The sequence below is a fragment of the Cytobacillus horneckiae genome, assembly GCF_002835735.1.
Classification (GTDB): Bacteria; Bacillota; Bacilli; order Bacillales; family Cytobacillaceae; genus Cytobacillus; species Cytobacillus horneckiae.
On the sequence record NZ_PISD01000031.1, the window covers coordinates 55,435 to 75,421 of the forward strand.

Here is a 19,987-nt window from a genome sequence, read left to right on the forward strand (position 1 = left end):
CTTATTAATAAAAAGGCCAGCCGGATATCGACTGGCCATATTTTAAAAGTTTAATCTTCGTATTCCGCACAAGTATCAAGATTTATATGAACATCTTCAATACACTGCACAGCACAGAAGCAATCTAAATCAACAGTAATACAGCTATCAGTGCTACGGAATCCATCCACTTTACAAATCTTTGATAAGTCGATGCAACAGCCATCAACGATATCTGCTGTTTCATAGCATCCATTTGACACTTCTTTTACCGGCTCCAATACTCTAAGTGTAGCACAGCAATTGTCAAATACTTCTTCTACTCTAAAGAAGATTGAAGTACATGCACAATTATCAACGTTTGTCATAAATGCATGAAATGGTGACCCGTCCGCATTGCTTAAAACAAATACACGCGTGTTAGGACGACGTTTTCTTCTTCTCTTTTTATCATTTTTTGGTGAGATAGAGCCAATTGGTTCAAGGAAGCAGCTTGAGCCGCATTCGCAATCTTTTTCGTGTACTTCATCTTGGATATCTTTTATAGCACGGACTACTTCACACACACAACTTCTGTGTTTGTGATCGTCTTTTTTTCCACTACCCATATTGTTTTTCCTCCTTATTTATTTCTTGTGATCTACATTAATAACATATTGGAGAAACAGGCAATGGGTAACGGACAAACGCCTTGTTTTGTAAAAAAATAGGCGTATTTTTAATTTAATTAATAGGAGTGTTTGATGATGGATATAAGTTCTTTTGAATTTATTTTAATAGGACTTGCAACCTTTCGATTGACTAGATTAATTGTATTTGACCAGATTACAGAATGGATGAGAGCACCTTTTATGAAAGAAATAGATGAGGAAAATGAAAACGGTGAAATGAGCACATATATTGTTCCTAAAGAAGGTGGCATATTTGGTTTTTTTGGGAAGTTATTAAGCTGTTACTGGTGCACAGGTGTATGGTCCTCAATTATTCTATGTGTGCTTTATTTTTGGTGGCATCCTTACGGCAGCTATCTAATAATTCTTCTGGCTGTGGCATCATTGGCAGCTATAATTGAGGCGATTATGCAAAAGTGGATAATCGATTAAACTTAGGCTAATCAATTATACAAGCACTTCTTAATTGCATAGTTTATATTAGGAAGCATTTTCTTAGTATGAGGAGTGATTGTATATGAATAAGAAAATGGTATCAAATAAAGCGGCATTTAAAAAGAGAATGACAGAAAAGAGCAAGTTTGTTAAGAAATCATCAGGTTGCGGTTGTGGAAAAAAGTTAAAAAAAAATAATGATTGAAAAGTCGGGTCTAAGCTCCGGCTTTTTTTATTGCTTTCTTCATTTAAATTCTAGGGCTTCACTAAGATAAATCGCTTTTATCTTAGTGAAAGGTTCGCTTTTCAGTGACTTCATATAAATAAACTTTAAACATTCCTAAAAGTGTTTGGATAAGATGTATTTTTTTAGAGAAAATAATGTTTAAAGACTTTTACATAGGAAGGGAAGCTAATGAAAAAAATTATAGGAATGGTTTTAATAATTATGCTCATAACAGGCTGCAGTAAGCATGAGTCAGAAGAAGCTCCGTTATCGCTCGTAAAAGTGACTCACCCTACACCGTCGCTTATTCAAAGTGACCATCGGGATGATGATGCAGAGCTGCTGCAAAGTATCGAGAAGGATGTAGAAGACTATAAGGAATTATATGATGCCGCGATTGTCAAAAATAAAGACCAAATATTAGTGGCATATAAAGTAAAGCATCTACAACGTTTTCATATGAAGAAAATTGAAAAGAAACTAAAGGATTCATTGGAAAAGGACTATCCAGATGTAGAGTTTATTGTCTCAAGTGACTTTAAGATTTTCTTAGAAGTAGTTGAGCTCCATGAAAAAATGAAGAGTCCTGAATTTGATGTAAAGAAAGCTGAAAAGAAGTTTAACAATATTGTTGAATTACAGAAAGAATTGACATAGGAAGGAGCAGATAATGTGAGCGGACAAAACAAGAAAACGCCAGATCAGGAAAAATACCAGCAGTTAGAACAGAAACATGAGACAAAAAGGCCAGTGCTAAAAAATTGTATTAGAGCTTTTTGGGTCGGCGGATTGTTCTGTGTAGTTGGGCAGGCACTTACTTATTTTTACATTTACTTTTTTAATTTCACTGAACAAACAGCGAGCAATCCAACTGTAGCCACCATGATATTTATTGCGATGCTCTTAACAGGCTTTGGAGTATATGATAGAATCGGGCAATTCGCAGGAGCTGGAAGTGCTGTGCCAGTTACAGGATTTGGCAATGCGGTTATATCTGCAGCTATTGAACATCGTACAGAAGGGTTTGTTTTAGGCGTAGGTTCTAATATGTTTAAGCTTGCCGGCTCAGTTTTGCTTTTTGGTGTTTTTTCGGCTTTTATTATCGCACTAATTAAAACAATATTAGTTTACATGGGGGTCATTTAATGCTGAAGGGTAAGCAATCATGGGTATTTAGTTCACGGCCTGCTATTGCTGCAACCGGGGTATCAGGCGGACCCTTTGAAGCAAATGGCAAGCTCGCAGCTGATTTTGATATCCTCCATGAAGATTTATGGATGGGTGAAGATTCTTATGAAAAGGCACATCGAGTGTTAATGGAGGAAGCTAGTAGAGCAGCTTTAAGAAAAGGGCAGATGGAAAAAAAGGATGTTCAATTTTTTTTAGGTGGAGATTTAATCAATCAAATTACACCTACGAGTTTGAGTGCAAGAGCATTGGAAATACCATACTTTGGCTTGTTTGGGGCCTGCTCAACTTCAATGGAAGGATTAGCGCTCGCTTCATTTATTATTAACAATCAAGGTGCAAATGCCATACTTACAGGAGCTGCAAGCCATAATGCAGCTGTAGAAAAGCAATTTAGATACCCAACCGAATATGGTGGGCAAAAGCCACCAACTGCTCAATGGACGGTTACTGGTGCAGGTGCGGCGCTTTTAACTAAAAATAATGGCGGCTCTGTCCCTGTAACAACATCAGCGACGATTGGCAAAGTAATGGATTTGGGATTGACAGATCCATTTAATATGGGCGGTGCGATGGCTCCGGCAGCTGCTGATACAATTGCAGCGCATTTTCAGGATTTGCAGCTTGACCCTTCACACTATGATTTAATTGTAACCGGAGATTTAGGTAAGATTGGTCAGGAAACAGCGTATGAACTGCTCACAGATAAAGGCTTGAATATAGATCAAGAAAAATTTCAAGATTGCGGATTATTAATTTATAAGGAGAATCAACCAGTGCAATCTGGCGGTAGCGGAGCAGGATGCTCTGCAACCGTATTATATGGTCACTTAATTAATCAGATGAAGCAAGGGGTTTATAAAAGAATTCTTGTTGTTGCAACAGGTGCTCTGTTATCGCCACTAACTGTACAACAAAAAGAAACCATTCCTTGTATCGCACATGCAGTTTCTATTGAAATGCAAAATTAAAATAGAAAGGAGAATATTCAATGTTACCAATGTTTTTTTGGGCATTTGTTGTCGGAGGCTTAATATGTGTCATCGGTCAAATTTGCTTTGATGTATTTAAGCTGACCCCAGGTCATACATTAAGTGCGTTTGTTGTATTAGGAGCTATCTTAGATGGTGTTGGATTGTACGAACCTCTAGTGGATTTTGCTGGAGCAGGAGCCTCTGTACCAATTACAAGCTTTGGAAATTCGCTTGTTCATGGTGCGCTGCAAGAAGCTGAACAGCATGGTCTTGTGGGCGTACTAACAGGCATGTTTGAAGTAACCAGCTCAGGTATTTCAGCTGCCATTCTGTTTGCCTTTATTGGTGCATTATTGTTTAAACCAAAAGGATAGGATAAGCCTGTTTGCCATATATGCGACAATTAACTAGTATAAAGGTAGTAGCTTGCCTATACAATAACTTCACTATTTACATACGTTGTAAGGAAATGATAATAGTGAGGTGATATTATGGGCTACGGATTCGGTGGCTGGGGCTGCGGAGGCGGCTGCGGAAGCTATGGCGGCGGATACGGATATGGTGGCGGAAGCGGTTATGGCGGAAGCACATTCGTATTAATCGTTGTACTATTTATTTTATTGATTATTGTCGGTGCTAGTTTCTGCTAATTGAAGCGAAAGGATGAATATAGCGACAGCTATATTCATCCTTTTCTTTAATTACATATCACGTTTTTTCATGATTCTCATACTATAAAATGAGTTCAAGAAGGAGCGTGAAAGCACAGAATGGATAATCATTTCTTTAAAAATATTGAAAAGAAAACAGGCGTTAATATGAAGGATGTCTTGGATTTAGCAGGTTCACTGCAGAATGCAAACTTTAAAGATGAAAGCACTGTAAGAGGAGTCATTAGAAGAGTATCGCAAATTGCAAACAAACCAGTATCTCAAGAAATGGAAGACAAAATTGTTGATTCCATTGTAAAAGATGGCAAGTCGCTTGATTTCAATACGATAAACAAAATGATTAATAAAAAATAAAGAAGATATGCCCAATAAAAAAGGATCTGGATTATTGACCAGATCCTCTTTTATTGATAAGAGACGAAAGAAAGCGGGAAGGGTAGGCTTTCCGGCCCCTTCTTTTTTGTAGAAAGGAAATATATAAATAATCCTTCGCTCTTGTCATAGCTACATACATCAGCCTTCGTTCTTCTTCTAATGAACTTGCATCGCCATTGCGGTATTCTTCAAGAGCATGGTCATGAGGCAAATTTCCGTCGACAGCGCCAATAATATAAACGTTTTTATACTCAAGCCCTTTAGAGCGGTGAATGGTACTTAAAGTAATCGCACGCGGATTACTTTTATTTAAATTCTTAATTTCTTTATTCATCGCTCTCATATGATCAGCATGATTTAAAAAGTCTGCAATTGATGTGAAATTTTTCGCTGCTACTTTTAAGTCCCTTACATCATCAGAACCTTTTTCAAGTTTATTCCCTTCATTGCCGCGCTTATTAATAAAATCATTTAATCCAATTTCTTGTTCGATTTTTTCAATCGCCTTTAAAGGAGGAATCTCTTTAAGAGATCGAATAATTGGAACGGCTTTTTTTAATTTCCCTTCTTGAAAAGCAAAACCAGTCTTTATATGACACAAGCATTCCAGCAATGATCGATCATTTAAGATGCTATCGGCTTTTAAATCTTGAAGCAATGAAGTCTTCACAAATAAAGAGGGAAGCAGCTCTTTTAAGGCTGAATGATTTTCTTCATCAATCGCCATTCTCATAAAAGCAAGGAAAGTTCTTACGATGAAGCGGTCATAGAAAGATTCGGCATCTTGATCAAGTTTAAATGGAAGGCTTGAGGCAGCTAGCCGTTCAAAAACAGCACGGCTGCTTGAATGAGTCCGATATAGTATAGCAAAATCTTCAGGCATGAACCCATGTTTTATTTTTTCTTGTATATCTGTAATAAGCATGGTTGCTTCTTCTTCTTCATCATAAGGGTAAAATAGTACCGGATAATTATCATTTTTATATTGAGCAATCATTTTTTTAGCACGTCTTTTTTTATTTTGAATAATTACTTGGTTAGCAGAAGCAGTAATTTCATGGCTTGATCGGTAGTTTTGTTCCAGTTTGACTACGGTTGTCAGTGGAAATTCCTTTTCAAAGTCCACGAGGTAGGAAGGGTTGCTGCCTCTAAAAGCGTAAATGGATTGATCATCATCACCGACTGCACAAATATTGCCTGCCTTGGTAGCCAAAAGCTTCATAAGTTCGAATTGTACCTTATTAATATCTTGGAATTCATCAATAAGAAAGTATTTAAATCGATTTTGGTAATTTTCTAATATCGCTGGCTCGTTTTTAAATAATTCATAGCAACCTAGAAGCATATCATCAAAATCAAACAATCCTTTTTTTGATTTTTCCTCTTCGTACTTTTGATAAATATATTTAACTTTTTCTTCCCAATCATCTTTTGTATGGATATCATCGGGTGTTAATAGGGAGTTTTTCCAGAAACTTATTTGCTGTATAGCAAGATCGTAGGCAAATTGCTTTTCGTCAAGGTGAATCTCCCTACCTGCGTTTTTAAGAATTTGCAGTCGCTGCCACTCTTTATTTAATAATTTTTGATTGTTCCACCGCTGTGGAGAATGGAAACTTAATATTCGATAAAAAATACTATGAAAAGTTCCAGATACAATTTTTTGAACATTTGATCTAGTCATAAAGGGATATTGAAGCAATCTTTCTTTCATTTCTGCAGCAGCTTTTGCTGTAAAAGTAACAAGCATAATTGATTGGGGATCAATTTCCTTTTCGATAACCATATAAGCTGTTCTTGCAGTTAATACACGTGTTTTCCCACTGCCAGCACCTGCTAACACGAGTAAGGAACCTTCCGTATATAAGACTGCAGCTGCCTGTTTTTCATCAAGACGGATTCCGCATTCTAAAAGTTTTGTTAAATAGGAGGAATCCACTTGGTTTTTATTGAATTCTTGATTAATGAAAACAGGAATATTTTTCACGGTAACAGCTTTCTTAAAATTTGTTTTAGGAGAGGCTTCAACGAGAGTTATTGAACGTGATACTGGCATTATAAAACCATTTCGTTCAATTACCTCAGGTTCGGTTAAATCGCTACCGTTCGGAATTTCCGCTTCCTGACACGACTTATTACTTGGCTGAGTATGGTAAAAGTATGGTTCATGCTCTATACCTAAATATAATTTTACACTCCCTAGGCAATCAGGGCATTGAAGATTGCCTCTTTTAGCATAGTCAAAAATTTGTTGATAATCTTCCCGATTTAACATATGTAAATTTATAATTTGTTCATTATGTAATGCTGTTTTCATCTATTGGCCTCATTCAATTCAGATTTGTCCATAAGAAATATGATAACAAACATTAACTACAGACAAAAGTATAAATGATGTTTTAATTTTCTGCCGATAGGTTAAATAATTAAAGAAGCAGACAAAAGGAGGAAGGATTATGTATTTTAACGCTCCAACCGCACATATTCAATATCAACAATATGCTGAACGAAATATTGGTTATAAATATAACCCTTTCTTTTTAACGCCTTTATCAAAAATTTCGATTCATCAACAACCGACTGAACAAGGAGAACCAGCGTTTGATCATAAACTACCAGTTCAAACAAGCTATATGAAAAAAGGAGATCAATCAAAAAAACCGCATAGAGAGGCTGCATTGATATCAGGAAAAGGACGCTATGTGGACATATATATATAAAGGAGGACTAATACGATTGAACGTATAGCCCTTCTTCTTTTTTCCATTCGGCAAATAAAACGTCTTTCTCATCCTTAAACCCTTTTTTTTCTAGTTCAGAGAACAAATTTTCTCTATCCCAGCCAATATTCCCAAGATTTTCTTCGAGAATTTCACCATCTAAAATTAAATTAATCGGAATATGTACTTTAGGATATTTCATTTTTAAGTCATCAATTGTAGGGTGCGCAAAGGGTGCCTTTTTTAAGGCGCTTATCGATCCATTCGTTTCTAAAAAAGCATATTCACATTCGCGTATTGAAAAGATATCCTTTGCTCTAAGCAATTCTTGAAGCTGGTTTAAATCCATATGATTTTTCTTTAGTTCTTGATAATCGATTTTGCCTTTTTTAATGACCATAGAGAAGTCACCTTCAAGAAATTTTCTTGATTTACGGTATTTTTGAGTAATGGTTTCAGTTGTAAAAATTAATATCGTCCATAAAGCAACTGAAAAAAGCATCTGGCCAATTCCCGTATTTTCGTCATAAAGGGCATTTCCGACTAACTCCCCCAATACGATAGCTGAAATAAAATCGAAGGGAGTGATTTGTGAAATTTGGGATTTACCCAGAAATTTTGTCATTAGAAATAATGAGACAAAGCCAACAACAAGAACGAGAGCAATATGCAAGTATTCATTCATGAAAATCACTCACTCCAATTATAAAAGATTTAATCCTCATTTATTTTATCCTACTTAAGCAAAAATATTGATGATTAAAGGAGAATGAGCGGATTCTTTTTAAGTGAGGAAAAGGCCAAAATAAAAAACGGTTCTAACCGAACCGTTTTTAGCATTTATATATTTTTTTTCATTGTGCGATGTGGGATGCCTGCATCAAGAAATTCATCTGAAATCACTTCGTACCCTAACTTCTCATAAAAAGGTATCGCATGTGTTTGAGCATGAAGCTTCAGCGTATCAATCCCTTGTGCTCTTGCATGATCTTCAATAGAAAGCATGATCTTTTTACCTGATCCGCCTTTTCTTGTTTCTTTGCGGACACATACGCGTTCTATTTTTCCATATCCGTCAACAATTCTAAATCTGCCAGCACCGCCAGGTTCATTCTCATCATAAAGGACGAAGTGTGTTGCTTCTTGTTCATGCTCATCGATTTCTTCCTCCATCGGCACATCTTGTTCGTATACGAAAACTTCTTTTCTAACTTTAAAGGCATCATTTAGTTCTTGTTCATTTTCAACTTTTTTCACATACATGAATCATAATTCCTTCCCAAGACGAAATGTTTCATAGACACTCCATGAACCGTTTTCCAGCTGATAAAGCAAGTGGAAGCGATCGATGGATTCTTCATGTTCTACATTTAGCATACGTAATGAACCATAAACATCAGAGTGTTCATCATTAGAAAGTTTCTGACCAATCGTAATATGAGGAACAAATGCATATTCAGGCTTCTCACCAATAATTTTATTATTGATCTCTTGATGTAAACTAGCTAGCTCATCTGTAGGTTCAATCTTTAAATAAATGACATTATTAACTGGTTGGAAAGAGCTTACTTTTTTAATATTCATTTTGAAGCCTTTATGATTTTTAGCAATTTCTTCTAAAGTGTCAGTTACTTCTTTCATCTGTCCTTCAGATGCTTCTAATGATTTTAAAGTAACATGTGGAGGAATCAATGCATAATGAGGATCATATCTTTTCCGATATGAATTGGCTAAATCTTGTACTTTTTTAGACGGAAAAATAACGATTCCGTATTTCATAGTCATAATTATACCTCCAATAAAAGTTGTTATATAAGTATCATGAATCTTATTGTACTATTATAACAAATTTTCTAAAATCATCATATATAAAACGCTTGCATTAGAAATAAGTAAAAGGAATGAAAATTTTAAATAAGCACCTCTTTTGAGAAGAGGCGCTTATTTAAGTTCATTATAGCATCTGCTTTAAAGCTCTTTTTAAATCTGGCTGCCAATGTGTCCAAGTATGATCGCCATCGAACTCATCATAAAAATAGGGGAATCCTTTGCTCTTCATTAAGTCAGAAAGTTTTCTGTTTGGTGTAAGGAAATCTTTCTCACTGCCTTCTGTCGTTTTAACAACCGTTTCGCCCTTGCCGATGACATGATAAATGTTAAGTAAATGTGAAGGCTTAAAATTTTCTACCTCTGCCATCACTTTCTCGTTCACTAAAGGTGACTGAAGAATGACAGTTCCGAATGTATGTGGGTATTGTAGCGCTGTTAATAATGAAACAGTTGCTCCAAGAGAGTCACCGATTAATGCACGGCCCATTCCCATTTGATAAGTAGGATATTTTTCATCTAAATATGGCACTAATTCATGTGCTAGGAAACGTACATATGCTTCGTGCTGTTCACCTTCAGGGTGGTATTTCTTGCGGCGGTCTTCAACGCTTTTATAGGGAATACCAATAATAATTGTATTTTCGATTTCTTTGTCTTGCAGCAAATCGTCTGCAGTGCGGCCAATTCGACCAAGCTGGAAGTAATCCTTACCATCTTGAGCAATTAGCAAATTATATTTATATAATGGAGAGTAGTTACCCGGTAAATAGACAAGAATGTCAAGATCCTCTCCCAATACTTTACTTGAAAAAGTAAAGTCTGTTATCGTCCCTTTTGGTATATTCATGACAGTTGACTCCTTTGTAATAAAATAAAGCTTTATGGTGGTATATTATCATATAACATGTAAAACTTCACTCAAGTTGACTCATTTTGTAATAATCTAAATAATTGAATAGGAAATAATCATTCGAAAAAAGCACTCTATTATTTTGTGAATAATTTACAGATTTTATTAATTATTTTCCTAATACTATTTGACAATATAGATGGTAGTTATGTAGTATATATTCAGAAAATAAATAATAATAAAATAGGGGGATTATTATGAAAAAAAGTAAATTTATGCTTTTTTTAGTATTAACATTTGCAGTGTCTGTGTTTTTAGCAGCTTGTGGTGGAGAAAGTAGTGAAAAAAGTTCCGGGTCAGATGGAAAAGGAGAAGAAAAACCAGATTTTATGAGTTTAGTAACCGGCGGCACTGGGGGTACATATTACCCATTGGGCGGTGCTTTTGCAGAAATTATTAGTGAGGAAACTGGGATTCAAACGAATGCAGAAGTTTCTGGTGCATCTGCAGAAAATATGAATGCGATTAAAGATGGTAATGCAGAGATAGCATTCTCTCAAACTGATATTGCATCGTATGCCAAAGATGGTAAGCTAATGTTTGAAGGAGCACCAGTAGACAATGTAAGTGCAATTGGTACATTGTATCCTGAAACTATTCAAATTGTGACAACAGCAAAATCAGGAATTAAATCTGTTGAAGATTTAAAAGGAAAAAAAGTATCTGTCGGTGCACCAGGATCTGGTACAAATCCAAATGCAGAGCAAATTTTAGAGGTCTACGGTATGACTTTTGATGATATTCAAAAGCAAGATTTATCATTTGATGAATCTACTGCCGGCATCCAAGATGGTACGATCGACGCCGCTTTTGTAACTGCCGGTACTCCAACTGGTGCGGTTGAAGGTTTATCTGCAACCGAAGATGTTGTCATTGTTCCAATTGAACAAGACAAAATCGATGCTATCATTGAGAAGTACCCTTACTATATTCAAGATGAAGTTCCTGCCGGTACTTATAAGCTGGAATCTGCTGTGCCAACAGTAGCGGTTCAAGCTATGTTAGTCGTTTCAAATGATTTATCAACCGAAGTTGTTTATGACATAACTAAAGCTATTTTTGAAAACCTCGATAAGGTCGTGCATGATAAAGGGAAATTAATAAGTGCTGAAAATGCCGTAAATGGTGTTGGAATTGAGATTCACCCTGGTGCTCAAAAATACTATGATGAAAAGGGAATAAAGGCAGAATAATAGGTATAAATAACTGAAAAATCATCCTTTTCAAATAATCTGGCCGGTTGTGTCACCTCTAAATAGGTAATGCACCGGTCAGCTTCCTTTTAAGCTGTGGTTGTTATTTCAATTAATTACAGGCAGGGACCTAATATGGGAAGAATAAGACTTGGTAAAAAATTTTATATTATCGTTTTCTTGATTGTTTTTTCTATTTTAATAGTTATCTTTCTACCTTTGACTAATGCATTAGTATTTGAGTCTGTTAAGTCTGGTGAAGTAATTGCTTTTATTCCCATGAATAGGGGGAGCGATTTTAAAATTAAATATACCCACTCTATTCATCTTTCAGACGTAATTGAAAGCTATGCTATTACAGAAAAAAGAGATATTATGCAGTATGAACTTGAATATGAGGATTTTGCGATTGGAATGCCGAGTAATGCAGAAGGCGATGAAACTTTTGAACAAGCCGATGGAAAATATTATATCAAAAATATGTCTCGCCAGTTTCCATTTATAGATTTAAGAATTGGTAAGGTAAAAGCGAATCACAAGGTTATTTATGCCGAAAAGGAAATTAGGCTAGGAGACTATATTCAGCCTGGTACAGTGGTACGTATTAAAAATGAAAAGCTGAGTTACTTTAAGCAAGTGAAAGGAGTGAACATCATTGACTGATAAAGTTGAAACTTTATCTTTGGAAGAACAGCAAAAATTGCTTGAAAAATATGACCCGGAAGCGGGAACGAGAAAATTAGGGGGAGTAATAGGCTGGATTGTTTTTATTGGCCTACTTGCTTTTTCCTTATTTCATCTTTATACCGGTGTCTTTGGAATGCTGACAGCACAGCTGCAGAGAACCATTCACTTAGGATTCGCTTTAGGCCTGATTTTTTTGTTATTTCCAGCAAGAAAAAAAGATAGAGGAAAAAAGCATAAAATTGCTTGGTACGATTTCGTTTTAGCCATTATAGGAGTTGCTGTTTGCGCTTATTGGCCATTAAATATCGATGAACTAGTAATGAGAGCTGGACGATTGACTGAATTAGATTTTTATGTCGGTCTCTTAGCGATATTGTTAGTTCTTGAAGCGACTAGAAGGGCAGTAGGGCTGCCGATAACTATAATTGCCGTAGCCTTTATTGTATATGCCATGCTTGGCCCGTACATGCCAGGTTTTATGGCACATAGAGGCTTAAGCTTGGAACGTCTTGTACAAACGATGTTTTTTACTACTGAAGGAATACTAGGTACACCATTAGGCGTTTCGGCAACATTTATCTTTTTATTTTTATTATTTGGTTCATTTTTAGTGAAAACTGGCGTTGGTCAATATTTCAATGATTTAGCTGTATCCATCGCTGGAAAAAGTACAGGCGGGCCAGCAAAGGTAGCGATTTTTTCCAGTGCCTTACAAGGTACGATTAGTGGAAGCTCAGTTGCAAATGTTGTAACCTCAGGCTCCTTTACCATACCGATGATGAAAAAATTAGGTTATAAAAAAGAGTTTGCTGGCGCTGTCGAAGCAACGGCTTCTACTGGCGGTCAAATTATGCCTCCAATAATGGGCGCTGCTGCCTTTCTGATGGTCGAATTTATTGGTGGAGGCATTACATATTGGGATATTGCCAAAGCAGCTGCGATACCTGCATTATTATACTTTGCCGGCGTATGGATGATGACACACTTTGAGGCAAAGCGCCTTGGATTACGAGGGTTAAGAAATGATGAAATGCCAAATCGTAAGGAAGTTTTCAAGAAGATATATCTTTTACTACCGATTTTAGCTGTAATTATATTATTAATGAGTGGCATGAGTGTCATTCGTGCAGCGTTATGGTCAATTGTTATAACTATTCTAGTCAGTATGATTCGAAAAGATACAAGAATCTCGTTTAAAGATGCAATTGATGCGCTAGTAGATGGAGCACGAACAGCGTTAGGTGTAGCAGCAGCCACTGCATGTGCGGGTATTATTGTTGGTGTTGTTGTAAAAACGGGATTAGGATTGAAAATGGCAAATGGGCTGTTAGAATTTTCAGGTGGATTATTATTGCCTACTCTAATGTTAACAATGGTTGCAGCAATAATTCTCGGAATGGGATCGCCTACTACGGCAAATTACGTAATCACGTCAACCATAGCCGCACCGGCCATTATTCTTTTAGGTGTTCCTGATCTATCTGCACATTTATTTGTCTTCTATTTTGGTATAGTTGCTGATATTACGCCGCCAGTTGCGCTTGCAGCCTTTGCAGCAGCAGGTGTGTCAGGAGGAGATCCGATAAAAACGGGAATAAGTGCTTCAAAACTAGCCATTGGTGCTTTCATCATACCTTATATGTTTGTATTATCACCGCAGCTATTAATGATAGATACAACGTGGTATGAATTAATCTGGGTTGTCTTTACTGCTCTAGGGGGCATGATGGCAATAGGCGCCGGTGTTATCGGTTACTGGTTAAGAAAGCTAGCGTGGTATGAGCGAATATTAGGAATTGTTGGCGGACTACTTTTAATATATCCAGAAGGTATTTCGGACACAGTAGGATTAGTACTATTTATTCTTTTAGTTGGTATGCAAATAATCTTCAAAAAAGAAGCAGGGCAAAAAGTTCATCAAGCATAATTTTAGTCTAGGGGTGTCCCAATTGGGACATCTCTTTATGTGGTTCTTAACTTATTTGTTGATAATCGGGCCTATTAATAGGTGAAATTGACATAATTTGTAACGTTTGAAATATCCGCATCTGCTTGCGCGTTAAACAATAGGCAAGTAAATGGCTTCCTTTTATTTCTTTTACCAATATTCTTCGATGAGTAAATGCTTTTCTTTTGGATAGATAAATAATTTCAACAGGGATTTTCTCCTTCATTGACTTGTATAATAGACTTTTCATAAAGAAACACCACCTAAAATATTTAACTTTATTGTATGCGAACTTATGTTCTGTGTCAATAGAAATTACCTGTAATATTTATAAAAATGAATTGACAAATTAATAAAATAGTAGTATATTTTTAATTGTTCTCAATAAGGACATTATACATACCGATTCCGTAGCTCAGCTGGGAGAGCGCTACCTTGACAGGGTAGAGGTCGCTGGTTCGAACCCAGTCGGAATCATACTAATCAACGTTGAAATGGCGCTATTCCTAGATTATCTGGAGTAACGCCATTTTCTTTTTTGACAATATGGGCAACGATTGGGCAACGTTTTTTATTTTTCATTATTTGAGCAACTTTTGGGCAACAAGCTAATTGTTAATAAGATTATCCATTGCTTTAACTGCTTCAAGTTGCATATTTTCCGATACATGCGAATATATATCTAATGTAATAGCCACTCTACTGTGTCCAAGTCTTTCGCTAATTACTTTTATGTTTACACCATTTTCTAAGAGAAGTGTAGCGTACGTATGACGTAAATCATGGAATGTTATTTTGGGTAACTTAGCTTTTTCAGTCAAACTATAGAATGACCTTAATAAGTTCCTCGGATTTATAGGTGTACCTGTTTCAGTGCATATTACTAAGTTGTTATCCTGATAAATATCATCATATTTCTTTTTATCGTTGTCTAATTTGTGCTTAAGTTTCATCAATAAGTTCATAGTTGAATCAGAAACATTTATGGTTCTCTCGCTATTTTCGGTTTTTGTGCTATTGATTATTTCTTTTCCGTCATGGGAAAGTACTTGTCTAATGCTAATAGTAGATTTTTCAAAGTTTACGTTATCCCATGATAAGCCAAGGATTTCTTGTTGTCTCATTCCAGTATTTAATGCAAGGTGAAATACTGGGTAGTACTGATACTCTTTGGCTAAACTTAGAAAAGTATTTACTTCGCCTATATTCCAAACTTTTATTTCACTTTTACTTTTCTTCTTTTGAGGTAAGATTAATTTTACACATGGGTTCTTCTTTATTAATTCAAAGTCGACCGCATAATCAAGAGAAGTTTTTAGAATTCTAACTGTTTTCCCTATAGTGGCTGGTGCATAGTCAGATAAATTCATTTTGTTAATTATTTTATTTTGAATATCAACTTTAGTTATATCAGAAATGTAAATGCCTCCAATATACGGGATAATATACTTGCGAATATAATCTTCATAAACCTTTGAGGTTTGTTTACCTATGTTATTATGAGCTTTTTTTGTTTCAAGCCAATCTATGATAAAGTCTTTGACAAGGATTTTAGATGATTTAATTAAAATCCCTTCATTAAAATCTTTTTCCGCTGCTATCATAGCTTTCCTTGCCTCAGTCTTGTTTTTAAATCCGCTTTTCTTCTTTTGTTTTCTCCTACCTGTTATAGGATCTTTTCCAACCTCAATAGCATAAAACCATTTTCCAGTTCTTTTGTCTTCATGGACTGAGCCTGCCATAAGATATCTCCTTTCCTAAAATGAAGGTGGTTCGCCCCACCAGCCCTTTTCTTTCAACGATTTTTCATACTCTCCTTTAATTGTTTCAATAATAATTTTCTTACTTTCTTCATTAAAGTCAGAAATATCTCTTTTAAACATCTGAGTGAAAAAATCATAATCAGCCTTATTTTTACTCATTTTCATTACTAAGGTGTGTAAATTGTTTATTACATCTGTAAAAGTATCAATATTCTTATCAATAAAAAAAGCTAGCTCACGTTTAATTTCTTCATTTCTTTCGTGTAATTTTTTTTCGATTGAATCTAACCACTCCATTTGCTGCTCATATTGCTCTATTTGTCCTTCTAGTAAACGCTCCTGATAATTTGGGTCGTTTAATTGATCAATCTCATTTTTAATCCAGGCTTCTTCAGCTAATTTTCTATTTGGAGTTTCAATTTGGTAAACATTGTAAAGGAAATCATCGATTGCTTCACGTTTATGTCCTAAATGTAAAAAGATATTAACTAAGATTAGAGGGTCAGGGTTTTTAATTAACCCTCTTTCTAGCTGTGAAATATAGGTTGGTGCTTTGTTTATCAATCTGGATAATTCTCTCGATCCTATTCCTTTTTTCTCTCTAAGATTTTTGATATCTATTGCTAAATTTGGTTCTTGCATAATATCCTCCATAGTCCAATCTGTAGTATGTGTAAATCATACCACACAAAAAACATAAAAAAAATTGTAAATTATTATTGTTATTTGTTTACATGCTTCAATTTACATGCTACAATCAATTTACACAAAGGAAAAGGAGGGGAATAAATGGGACAAGAATTACCTGTAAAAGAAGTTTTAGATGTGGAAGATGTTCAGAAATATTTAGGGATAAGCAAAAATTCTGCATATAATTTAGTATCTTCTGGTGACTTATACGCAGTCAAAATTGGCCGAAGATGGAAGATTTCTAGAAAAGTATTTTTAAATTGGTTAAACGGAGAAAATAAATAAAATAATTTAATAAACTTACATACTTATAGTTTCACCAAAATTACATAACCAAATTTATGGAGGTTACAAAATGTTAAACAATCAATCATTATCACAGGTTAACTATAATGATGCTCTACTCAATACGCAAAGGATGATTTTACTAACTGATTTTATCCTAAGCAGCAACTTAGAAGAGCAATACCTCCAACACCTTAGAGGTTTACAAAGAAACACGGAATGGCAAGAGTTTTATCCAGTTATTGCAGAAAGTATCCAGGAATATGACATATCAGATGAAGATATTTATCAAGCAATACCAGCTTTAATCAAAGTACCAGCTTATTTATAAACTAATAAACTTAAAAAGGTGAGGGAAACCAATGAATAGACTAGTAGACTTAGCAAATGTTAAAGCAAAGCGAAGCAATGATTTAAATGATTGTCATAAAAAATTCATCAAAGAAGCAGTAAATGCTAATAAAGAAATGGTAATTAACTCAATTAAGAATATGAAACAATTTGATCCGCATTTTGTTATTGAAACAGTTACTCTACAAATCATATCTTTAGCACTTGCTCAAAAGTCGCAGGAGGCTATTTTAGAGGACATTGCAGGCGGTTTTATATTTGACTTAAAGGATTCCCTTCACCGAGCATTTATGCGTGACAGTAACGTTTATCTGGCTTTAGGTGGTGAGTTAAATGTTGGCTGATTAATTTGTCGTGTCTTAATGTTGTACATGCCATATGATAAATAAAATAAATTAATTAAAAGGGAATATAAATTATGACTAAAACAAAAGACATGATAACAGTAGAGGAATCACAATTAAAAAATTTACATATAGCTGAGGATGCTTTACACAAGGTATTAGGATATTTTAATACCGAGGAGAAGATTGATTCGTTTTTAAGTTTTTTACATGGCGACAAGGCGGAATTAAACGACCAAATAGATTTGCTCATATTAAAAGTATTAACAGGGAGATTAAAGTATGAACCTGAAGAATACAACTACCACAGATATCCCACAACAGAAGAGATTTTTGGAGAAGAGAATGATTTTCTGGGGGAGGAAAACTAATGACTAAAGTCCATGATTTTAAGAAAGCTGTAGAACAAAAAGCAGAAAAGGAAAATAGAATTATTAAGTATAAAGGTAATTCCTCGGAAGATGAGATTACTAAAGCCTTTTATGACGTTATTGTGAAGACTACTAATAGGTTAGTTAATCAAAATAAAAGGCAATCATACCTTTATGGCCTTGTTGAACATTTTATCGTACAGAATGAATTAGAAGATAAATTCTTCGAGTTCCTTAAAGACGTAAGTGAGAATGAAGCGGTTGAAGAATATAAAGACGCAGAAAAACAGAAAGTTGATTTTTATCATATGACTTATGAAGGAAATGATTATATTCAAATTGATGATGAATATGGCTGGATGAAAGAAGAAAGAGGGATTGAAATAAATTAAGTTTTTATTTAGTTAATTAATATTTAATTACATACAAACAAGACGAGCTTGTTCACTTTTGATAGTGATTGAGCTTGTCAGTTTCGCTATATTAAAAAATTATATGCACATAAACTTATTAATCCATATTAGTATTTTACAAATAAAATAATTAAATGTCAATAATAATATTCCTATAACCAAAGTTATATGGACAATAAAGCATCTGAGAGGAGGTGACATAATGATTATGCTAATTGCAACACAATACAAAAGGTTAATTAAAGACAAAGGCTACTCACAGGCTTACTCCGCTAAGGAGATTGGTATTAGTCCTTCCACATTAGGAGCCTTCATTAATGGCAAGGGAAGCTTATCTAAGGCTAAACAATATAGATTACATAGGTTATTAGAAATTGAAGATGAATATGGAAATTTGAATATTATTTTTTAGGAGTGTAACGATGAATTTTACCAAGAAAGACTTATTTTTTTGTTATGATGCCTTACTACATAGAAAAATTGCTGATAAAAACATTGAATTTGTCACATCAGCTATAAGCAACTCAAACAGAAGGTTTTGGTTATACATAAGAACTCCCTTAGTAAATCAGATTATTGATGAATATTTTAAGAGAGAATAAATTATTTTTATGCAATTAAGCAAAGGAGATTGAGATGGCAAAGGAAAGGAAATTAAAAACTCCGAGTGAGATTAGAAATTTATTAGAAGAGTCGCAAATGAAATTTGTAATGCTTAACAATCGGTTATTTGATGATTTTTACACATTAGGAAAAGTGGAATACGTACCACAGTTAACTAAAGAATTAAATGAAAAGGTGGATCATTGGATTGATCATCAAGGGAACCTAATAGCTTATAGCGAGGATAACCAATTAAAATGCACAGCAAATTTTGATGAACGTGATTTTATTATCATTATTTTGTTAAAGTTTCTTAGTTTAAATGATTTTAGAGGATATAGCCAGGAAATTGCTGACTATTTAGGTTATAGCAATAAACGCATAAGAGAAAGATTAAAAAAGCTTTGCTTTCTTCAGGGCAGCGTGAATAATATATTTCACCACAGAGAAAATGAGCGGATTATGCATCCTGAAGGAATATGTGTAAGAATGCTAAACGAAGAAAAAGTAATTGGCTACGAAGAAGGAAATATTAAACGTAATTATTACAAATGGCATTTGAATTTTGACTGCGATTACAAAAAAGAAGATGATGAAAATGGAGAGGTAGCTTATACACCCATAAACTTCTTTAAGGTAACTATTTATGATCTCGACCTGTACACTAAGGGAATACTTAACGAAAAAGAGTTTATTACATACCTTTATTTCATTAGATCATACAACGGTCAAATGGATATATGGCACAGTGTAGAGGCATTGTCCCAAAAGTTAAATATAAAAGATTTTAGAATAACAGAAAAAATAATTAACAGGGTTACCTCTTTAAGGGTTAAAGATAAATTTTCAAGTGATGAAAACGAAGACTTTCCACTTGTTCATGTTGATAGGCCTAAAAATTATGAACAAAAAATTAGGGATAGACTGCAACCTAGTTCATATTATAAGCCAATATATAATACTCAGATGTGCCTGAGATTAAATGATGAAGAGTCGAATCCTTATGAGCCTACAAAAGAAAATGAAGCTATTAAAGAAGATAAAGAGGATAAGCTTGCTTGGGGAACTAAAACAAAAGCTGGAAATCCATTTGAAGCCTTTTAGCCTGAGTTGCGCTTATTAAATAAAGGGACACCTACTAAACAAAAACGGACACCTATTTATTGCTGGACAGTCGCTTAACAAAAACGGACACCTACTTATACATATTGAGACAGTAAATATATATTAATGGACACCTTCCATATTAAAAAGAGACACCCTCACATTCATAATAAGACATCTATTTATACATAACGAGACAGTAAATATATAAAACGGTACAGGGAAAAGTTAAAAATAGACATAAAATTAATTAAGA

General features: G+C 34.7%; 29 protein-coding genes and 1 tRNA gene. 21 read left to right on the forward strand and 9 right to left on the reverse strand.

The window, feature by feature from the left end; genetic code table 11:
* Positions 1 to 50 precede the first annotated feature (50 nt).
* Complete coding sequence (locus CWS20_RS15050; protein WP_066196326.1) at positions 51 to 587, reverse strand: CotY/CotZ family spore coat protein; 537 nt, start codon at positions 585 to 587, stop codon at positions 51 to 53.
* A gap of 135 nt (positions 588 to 722) precedes the next feature.
* Between CWS20_RS15050 and CWS20_RS15055 the strand changes: the two genes are divergently transcribed.
* The 8 genes from CWS20_RS15055 (at position 723) to spoVIF (ending at position 4,498) form a co-directional block, all read left to right on the forward strand.
* The gene (locus tag CWS20_RS15055) at positions 723 to 1,082 is read left to right on the forward strand and encodes a DUF1360 domain-containing protein (protein ID WP_241504199.1); all 360 of its coding nucleotides are present in this window, start codon (positions 723 to 725) and stop codon (positions 1,080 to 1,082) included.
* Positions 1,083 to 1,167: 85 nt separating this feature from the next.
* A complete protein-coding gene (locus tag CWS20_RS29010) occupies positions 1,168 to 1,290 on the forward strand; it encodes a hypothetical protein (RefSeq protein ID WP_276328312.1) in 123 nt (40 codons plus the stop codon).
* Positions 1,291 to 1,500: 210 nt separating this feature from the next.
* A complete protein-coding gene (locus CWS20_RS15060; protein WP_066196332.1) occupies positions 1,501 to 1,968 on the forward strand; it encodes a YhcN/YlaJ family sporulation lipoprotein in 468 nt (155 codons plus the stop codon).
* Positions 1,969 to 1,983: 15 nt separating this feature from the next.
* On the forward strand, positions 1,984 to 2,457 hold the full coding sequence (gene spoVAC, locus CWS20_RS15065; protein ID WP_066196334.1) for a stage V sporulation protein AC: 474 nt from the start codon (positions 1,984 to 1,986) through the stop codon (positions 2,455 to 2,457).
* Positions 2,457 to 3,470, forward strand: coding sequence for a stage V sporulation protein AD (gene spoVAD / locus CWS20_RS15070; protein ID WP_066196341.1), 1,014 nt, complete (start codon positions 2,457 to 2,459; stop codon positions 3,468 to 3,470). Before spoVAC ends, spoVAD begins: the two co-directional genes overlap by 1 nt.
* Before the next feature lie 20 nt (positions 3,471 to 3,490).
* The gene (gene spoVAE / locus CWS20_RS15075) at positions 3,491 to 3,847 is read left to right on the forward strand and encodes a stage V sporulation protein AE (RefSeq protein WP_066196343.1); all 357 of its coding nucleotides are present in this window, start codon (positions 3,491 to 3,493) and stop codon (positions 3,845 to 3,847) included.
* A gap of 117 nt (positions 3,848 to 3,964) precedes the next feature.
* Positions 3,965 to 4,123, forward strand: a complete 159-nt coding sequence (locus tag CWS20_RS15080) for a YjcZ family sporulation protein (RefSeq protein WP_066196346.1) — start codon at positions 3,965 to 3,967, stop codon at positions 4,121 to 4,123.
* Positions 4,124 to 4,243: 120 nt separating this feature from the next.
* Positions 4,244 to 4,498: a sporulation-specific transcription regulator SpoVIF gene (gene spoVIF / locus CWS20_RS15085; protein WP_066196348.1), complete on the forward strand. Its 255-nt coding sequence runs from the start codon at positions 4,244 to 4,246 to the stop codon at positions 4,496 to 4,498.
* Positions 4,499 to 4,529: 31 nt separating this feature from the next.
* Here spoVIF and CWS20_RS15090 read toward each other — a convergent pair whose 3' ends face one another.
* Positions 4,530 to 6,836 (reverse strand): ATP-dependent helicase, encoded by a 2,307-nt coding sequence (locus tag CWS20_RS15090; protein WP_066196352.1) that lies wholly within the window; start codon positions 6,834 to 6,836, stop codon positions 4,530 to 4,532.
* Between the two features lie 139 nt (positions 6,837 to 6,975).
* On the opposite strand from CWS20_RS15090, the gene CWS20_RS15095 reads away from it, so the two are divergent.
* Complete coding sequence (locus CWS20_RS15095; RefSeq protein WP_066196358.1) at positions 6,976 to 7,239, forward strand: hypothetical protein; 264 nt, start codon at positions 6,976 to 6,978, stop codon at positions 7,237 to 7,239.
* Between the two features lie 7 nt (positions 7,240 to 7,246).
* On the opposite strand, the gene CWS20_RS15100 is transcribed toward CWS20_RS15095, so the two are convergent.
* The 4 genes from CWS20_RS15100 to CWS20_RS15115 form a co-directional block, all read right to left on the reverse strand.
* Positions 7,247 to 7,924: a DUF421 domain-containing protein gene (locus tag CWS20_RS15100; RefSeq protein ID WP_066196360.1), complete on the reverse strand. Its 678-nt coding sequence runs from the start codon at positions 7,922 to 7,924 to the stop codon at positions 7,247 to 7,249.
* Positions 7,925 to 8,079: 155 nt separating this feature from the next.
* Positions 8,080 to 8,502, reverse strand: coding sequence for a GNAT family N-acetyltransferase (locus CWS20_RS15105; RefSeq protein ID WP_066196362.1), 423 nt, complete (start codon positions 8,500 to 8,502; stop codon positions 8,080 to 8,082).
* Positions 8,503 to 8,505: 3 nt separating this feature from the next.
* A complete protein-coding gene (locus CWS20_RS15110; protein ID WP_180321531.1) occupies positions 8,506 to 9,018 on the reverse strand; it encodes a YjcG family protein in 513 nt (170 codons plus the stop codon).
* Positions 9,019 to 9,193: 175 nt separating this feature from the next.
* Entirely contained in the window at positions 9,194 to 9,916 is a 723-nt protein-coding gene (locus CWS20_RS15115; RefSeq protein WP_066196368.1) for an alpha/beta hydrolase, read from the reverse strand.
* Positions 9,917 to 10,176: 260 nt separating this feature from the next.
* Between CWS20_RS15115 and CWS20_RS15120 the strand changes: the two genes are divergently transcribed.
* From CWS20_RS15120 to CWS20_RS15130, 3 genes are all read left to right on the forward strand, one after another.
* The gene (locus CWS20_RS15120; RefSeq protein WP_066196371.1) at positions 10,177 to 11,172 is read left to right on the forward strand and encodes a TAXI family TRAP transporter solute-binding subunit; all 996 of its coding nucleotides are present in this window, start codon (positions 10,177 to 10,179) and stop codon (positions 11,170 to 11,172) included.
* Positions 11,173 to 11,307: 135 nt separating this feature from the next.
* Complete coding sequence (locus tag CWS20_RS15125; protein WP_066196373.1) at positions 11,308 to 11,835, forward strand: DUF1850 domain-containing protein; 528 nt, start codon at positions 11,308 to 11,310, stop codon at positions 11,833 to 11,835.
* Positions 11,828 to 13,786 carry a TRAP transporter permease gene (locus CWS20_RS15130; protein WP_066196375.1) on the forward strand — a complete coding sequence of 653 codons (1,959 nt, stop codon included), beginning with the start codon at positions 11,828 to 11,830 and terminating at the stop codon, positions 13,784 to 13,786. Before CWS20_RS15125 ends, CWS20_RS15130 begins: the two co-directional genes overlap by 8 nt.
* A 46-nt stretch (positions 13,787 to 13,832) precedes the next feature.
* Here the strand turns inward: CWS20_RS15130 and CWS20_RS15135 are convergent, their stop codons facing one another.
* Positions 13,833 to 14,057, reverse strand: a complete 225-nt coding sequence (locus CWS20_RS15135; RefSeq protein WP_066196379.1) for a hypothetical protein — start codon at positions 14,055 to 14,057, stop codon at positions 13,833 to 13,835.
* Between the two features lie 154 nt (positions 14,058 to 14,211).
* Here CWS20_RS15135 and CWS20_RS15140 point away from each other — a divergent pair.
* A tRNA-Val gene (locus tag CWS20_RS15140) sits at positions 14,212 to 14,284 on the forward strand.
* Positions 14,285 to 14,415: 131 nt separating this feature from the next.
* On the opposite strand, the gene CWS20_RS15145 is transcribed toward CWS20_RS15140, so the two are convergent.
* Together CWS20_RS15145 and CWS20_RS15150 are read right to left on the reverse strand one after the other, a co-directional pair.
* Complete coding sequence (locus CWS20_RS15145; RefSeq protein WP_066196382.1) at positions 14,416 to 15,549, reverse strand: site-specific integrase; 1,134 nt, start codon at positions 15,547 to 15,549, stop codon at positions 14,416 to 14,418.
* A 15-nt stretch (positions 15,550 to 15,564) separates the two neighbouring features.
* Entirely contained in the window at positions 15,565 to 16,212 is a 648-nt protein-coding gene (locus tag CWS20_RS15150) for a helix-turn-helix domain-containing protein (RefSeq protein WP_066196385.1), read from the reverse strand.
* Between the two features lie 147 nt (positions 16,213 to 16,359).
* Here CWS20_RS15150 and CWS20_RS15155 point away from each other — a divergent pair, with 147 nt between their 5' ends.
* The 8 genes from CWS20_RS15155 (at position 16,360) to CWS20_RS15190 (ending at position 19,731) form a co-directional block, all read left to right on the forward strand.
* Positions 16,360 to 16,545, forward strand: a complete 186-nt coding sequence (locus tag CWS20_RS15155; protein WP_066196388.1) for a helix-turn-helix domain-containing protein — start codon at positions 16,360 to 16,362, stop codon at positions 16,543 to 16,545.
* Between the two features lie 70 nt (positions 16,546 to 16,615).
* Positions 16,616 to 16,876, forward strand: coding sequence for a hypothetical protein (locus CWS20_RS15160; RefSeq protein ID WP_066196391.1), 261 nt, complete (start codon positions 16,616 to 16,618; stop codon positions 16,874 to 16,876).
* 31 nt (positions 16,877 to 16,907) lie between these two features.
* On the forward strand, positions 16,908 to 17,240 hold the full coding sequence (locus CWS20_RS15165; protein WP_066196395.1) for a hypothetical protein: 333 nt from the start codon (positions 16,908 to 16,910) through the stop codon (positions 17,238 to 17,240).
* Positions 17,241 to 17,314: 74 nt separating this feature from the next.
* On the forward strand, positions 17,315 to 17,611 hold the full coding sequence (locus tag CWS20_RS15170) for a hypothetical protein (protein WP_066196398.1): 297 nt from the start codon (positions 17,315 to 17,317) through the stop codon (positions 17,609 to 17,611).
* A complete protein-coding gene (locus CWS20_RS15175) occupies positions 17,611 to 18,003 on the forward strand; it encodes a hypothetical protein (protein WP_066196401.1) in 393 nt (130 codons plus the stop codon). The genes CWS20_RS15170 and CWS20_RS15175 overlap by 1 nt, the downstream gene beginning before the upstream one ends.
* A 223-nt stretch (positions 18,004 to 18,226) precedes the next feature.
* Positions 18,227 to 18,436, forward strand: coding sequence for a helix-turn-helix domain-containing protein (locus CWS20_RS15180; RefSeq protein ID WP_066196403.1), 210 nt, complete (start codon positions 18,227 to 18,229; stop codon positions 18,434 to 18,436).
* A 10-nt stretch (positions 18,437 to 18,446) separates the two neighbouring features.
* Positions 18,447 to 18,626 carry a hypothetical protein gene (locus CWS20_RS28040; protein ID WP_066196405.1) on the forward strand — a complete coding sequence of 60 codons (180 nt, stop codon included), beginning with the start codon at positions 18,447 to 18,449 and terminating at the stop codon, positions 18,624 to 18,626.
* A gap of 34 nt (positions 18,627 to 18,660) precedes the next feature.
* Positions 18,661 to 19,731, forward strand: coding sequence for a hypothetical protein (locus CWS20_RS15190; protein WP_066196407.1), 1,071 nt, complete (start codon positions 18,661 to 18,663; stop codon positions 19,729 to 19,731).
* The last annotated feature ends 256 nt before the right edge of the window (positions 19,732 to 19,987 follow it).

Coding starts and splice junctions, on each gene's coding strand:
- CWS20_RS15050 (WP_066196326.1), bottom strand. CDS start 587: ATGGGTAGTGGAAAAAAAGACGATCACAAACACAGAAGTTGTGTGTGT.
- CWS20_RS15055 (WP_241504199.1), top strand. CDS start 723: ATGATGGATATAAGTTCTTTTGAATTTATTTTAATAGGACTTGCAACC.
- CWS20_RS29010 (WP_276328312.1), top strand. CDS start 1,168: ATGAATAAGAAAATGGTATCAAATAAAGCGGCATTTAAAAAGAGAATG.
- CWS20_RS15060 (WP_066196332.1), top strand. CDS start 1,501: ATGAAAAAAATTATAGGAATGGTTTTAATAATTATGCTCATAACAGGC.
- spoVAD (WP_066196341.1), top strand. CDS start 2,457: ATGCTGAAGGGTAAGCAATCATGGGTATTTAGTTCACGGCCTGCTATT.
- spoVAE (WP_066196343.1), top strand. CDS start 3,491: ATGTTACCAATGTTTTTTTGGGCATTTGTTGTCGGAGGCTTAATATGT.
- CWS20_RS15080 (WP_066196346.1), top strand. CDS start 3,965: ATGGGCTACGGATTCGGTGGCTGGGGCTGCGGAGGCGGCTGCGGAAGC.
- spoVIF (WP_066196348.1), top strand. CDS start 4,244: ATGGATAATCATTTCTTTAAAAATATTGAAAAGAAAACAGGCGTTAAT.
- CWS20_RS15090 (WP_066196352.1), bottom strand. CDS start 6,836: ATGAAAACAGCATTACATAATGAACAAATTATAAATTTACATATGTTA.
- CWS20_RS15095 (WP_066196358.1), top strand. CDS start 6,976: ATGTATTTTAACGCTCCAACCGCACATATTCAATATCAACAATATGCT.
- CWS20_RS15100 (WP_066196360.1), bottom strand. CDS start 7,924: ATGAATGAATACTTGCATATTGCTCTCGTTCTTGTTGTTGGCTTTGTC.
- CWS20_RS15105 (WP_066196362.1), bottom strand. CDS start 8,502: ATGTATGTGAAAAAAGTTGAAAATGAACAAGAACTAAATGATGCCTTT.
- CWS20_RS15110 (WP_180321531.1), bottom strand. CDS start 9,018: ATGAAATACGGAATCGTTATTTTTCCGTCTAAAAAAGTACAAGATTTA.
- CWS20_RS15115 (WP_066196368.1), bottom strand. CDS start 9,916: ATGAATATACCAAAAGGGACGATAACAGACTTTACTTTTTCAAGTAAA.
- CWS20_RS15120 (WP_066196371.1), top strand. CDS start 10,177: ATGAAAAAAAGTAAATTTATGCTTTTTTTAGTATTAACATTTGCAGTG.
- CWS20_RS15125 (WP_066196373.1), top strand. CDS start 11,308: ATGGGAAGAATAAGACTTGGTAAAAAATTTTATATTATCGTTTTCTTG.
- CWS20_RS15135 (WP_066196379.1), bottom strand. CDS start 14,057: ATGAAAAGTCTATTATACAAGTCAATGAAGGAGAAAATCCCTGTTGAA.
- CWS20_RS15145 (WP_066196382.1), bottom strand. CDS start 15,549: ATGGCAGGCTCAGTCCATGAAGACAAAAGAACTGGAAAATGGTTTTAT.
- CWS20_RS15150 (WP_066196385.1), bottom strand. CDS start 16,212: ATGCAAGAACCAAATTTAGCAATAGATATCAAAAATCTTAGAGAGAAA.
- CWS20_RS15155 (WP_066196388.1), top strand. CDS start 16,360: ATGGGACAAGAATTACCTGTAAAAGAAGTTTTAGATGTGGAAGATGTT.
- CWS20_RS15160 (WP_066196391.1), top strand. CDS start 16,616: ATGTTAAACAATCAATCATTATCACAGGTTAACTATAATGATGCTCTA.
- CWS20_RS15165 (WP_066196395.1), top strand. CDS start 16,908: ATGAATAGACTAGTAGACTTAGCAAATGTTAAAGCAAAGCGAAGCAAT.
- CWS20_RS15170 (WP_066196398.1), top strand. CDS start 17,315: ATGACTAAAACAAAAGACATGATAACAGTAGAGGAATCACAATTAAAA.
- CWS20_RS15175 (WP_066196401.1), top strand. CDS start 17,611: ATGACTAAAGTCCATGATTTTAAGAAAGCTGTAGAACAAAAAGCAGAA.
- CWS20_RS15180 (WP_066196403.1), top strand. CDS start 18,227: ATGATTATGCTAATTGCAACACAATACAAAAGGTTAATTAAAGACAAA.
- CWS20_RS28040 (WP_066196405.1), top strand. CDS start 18,447: ATGAATTTTACCAAGAAAGACTTATTTTTTTGTTATGATGCCTTACTA.
- CWS20_RS15190 (WP_066196407.1), top strand. CDS start 18,661: ATGGCAAAGGAAAGGAAATTAAAAACTCCGAGTGAGATTAGAAATTTA.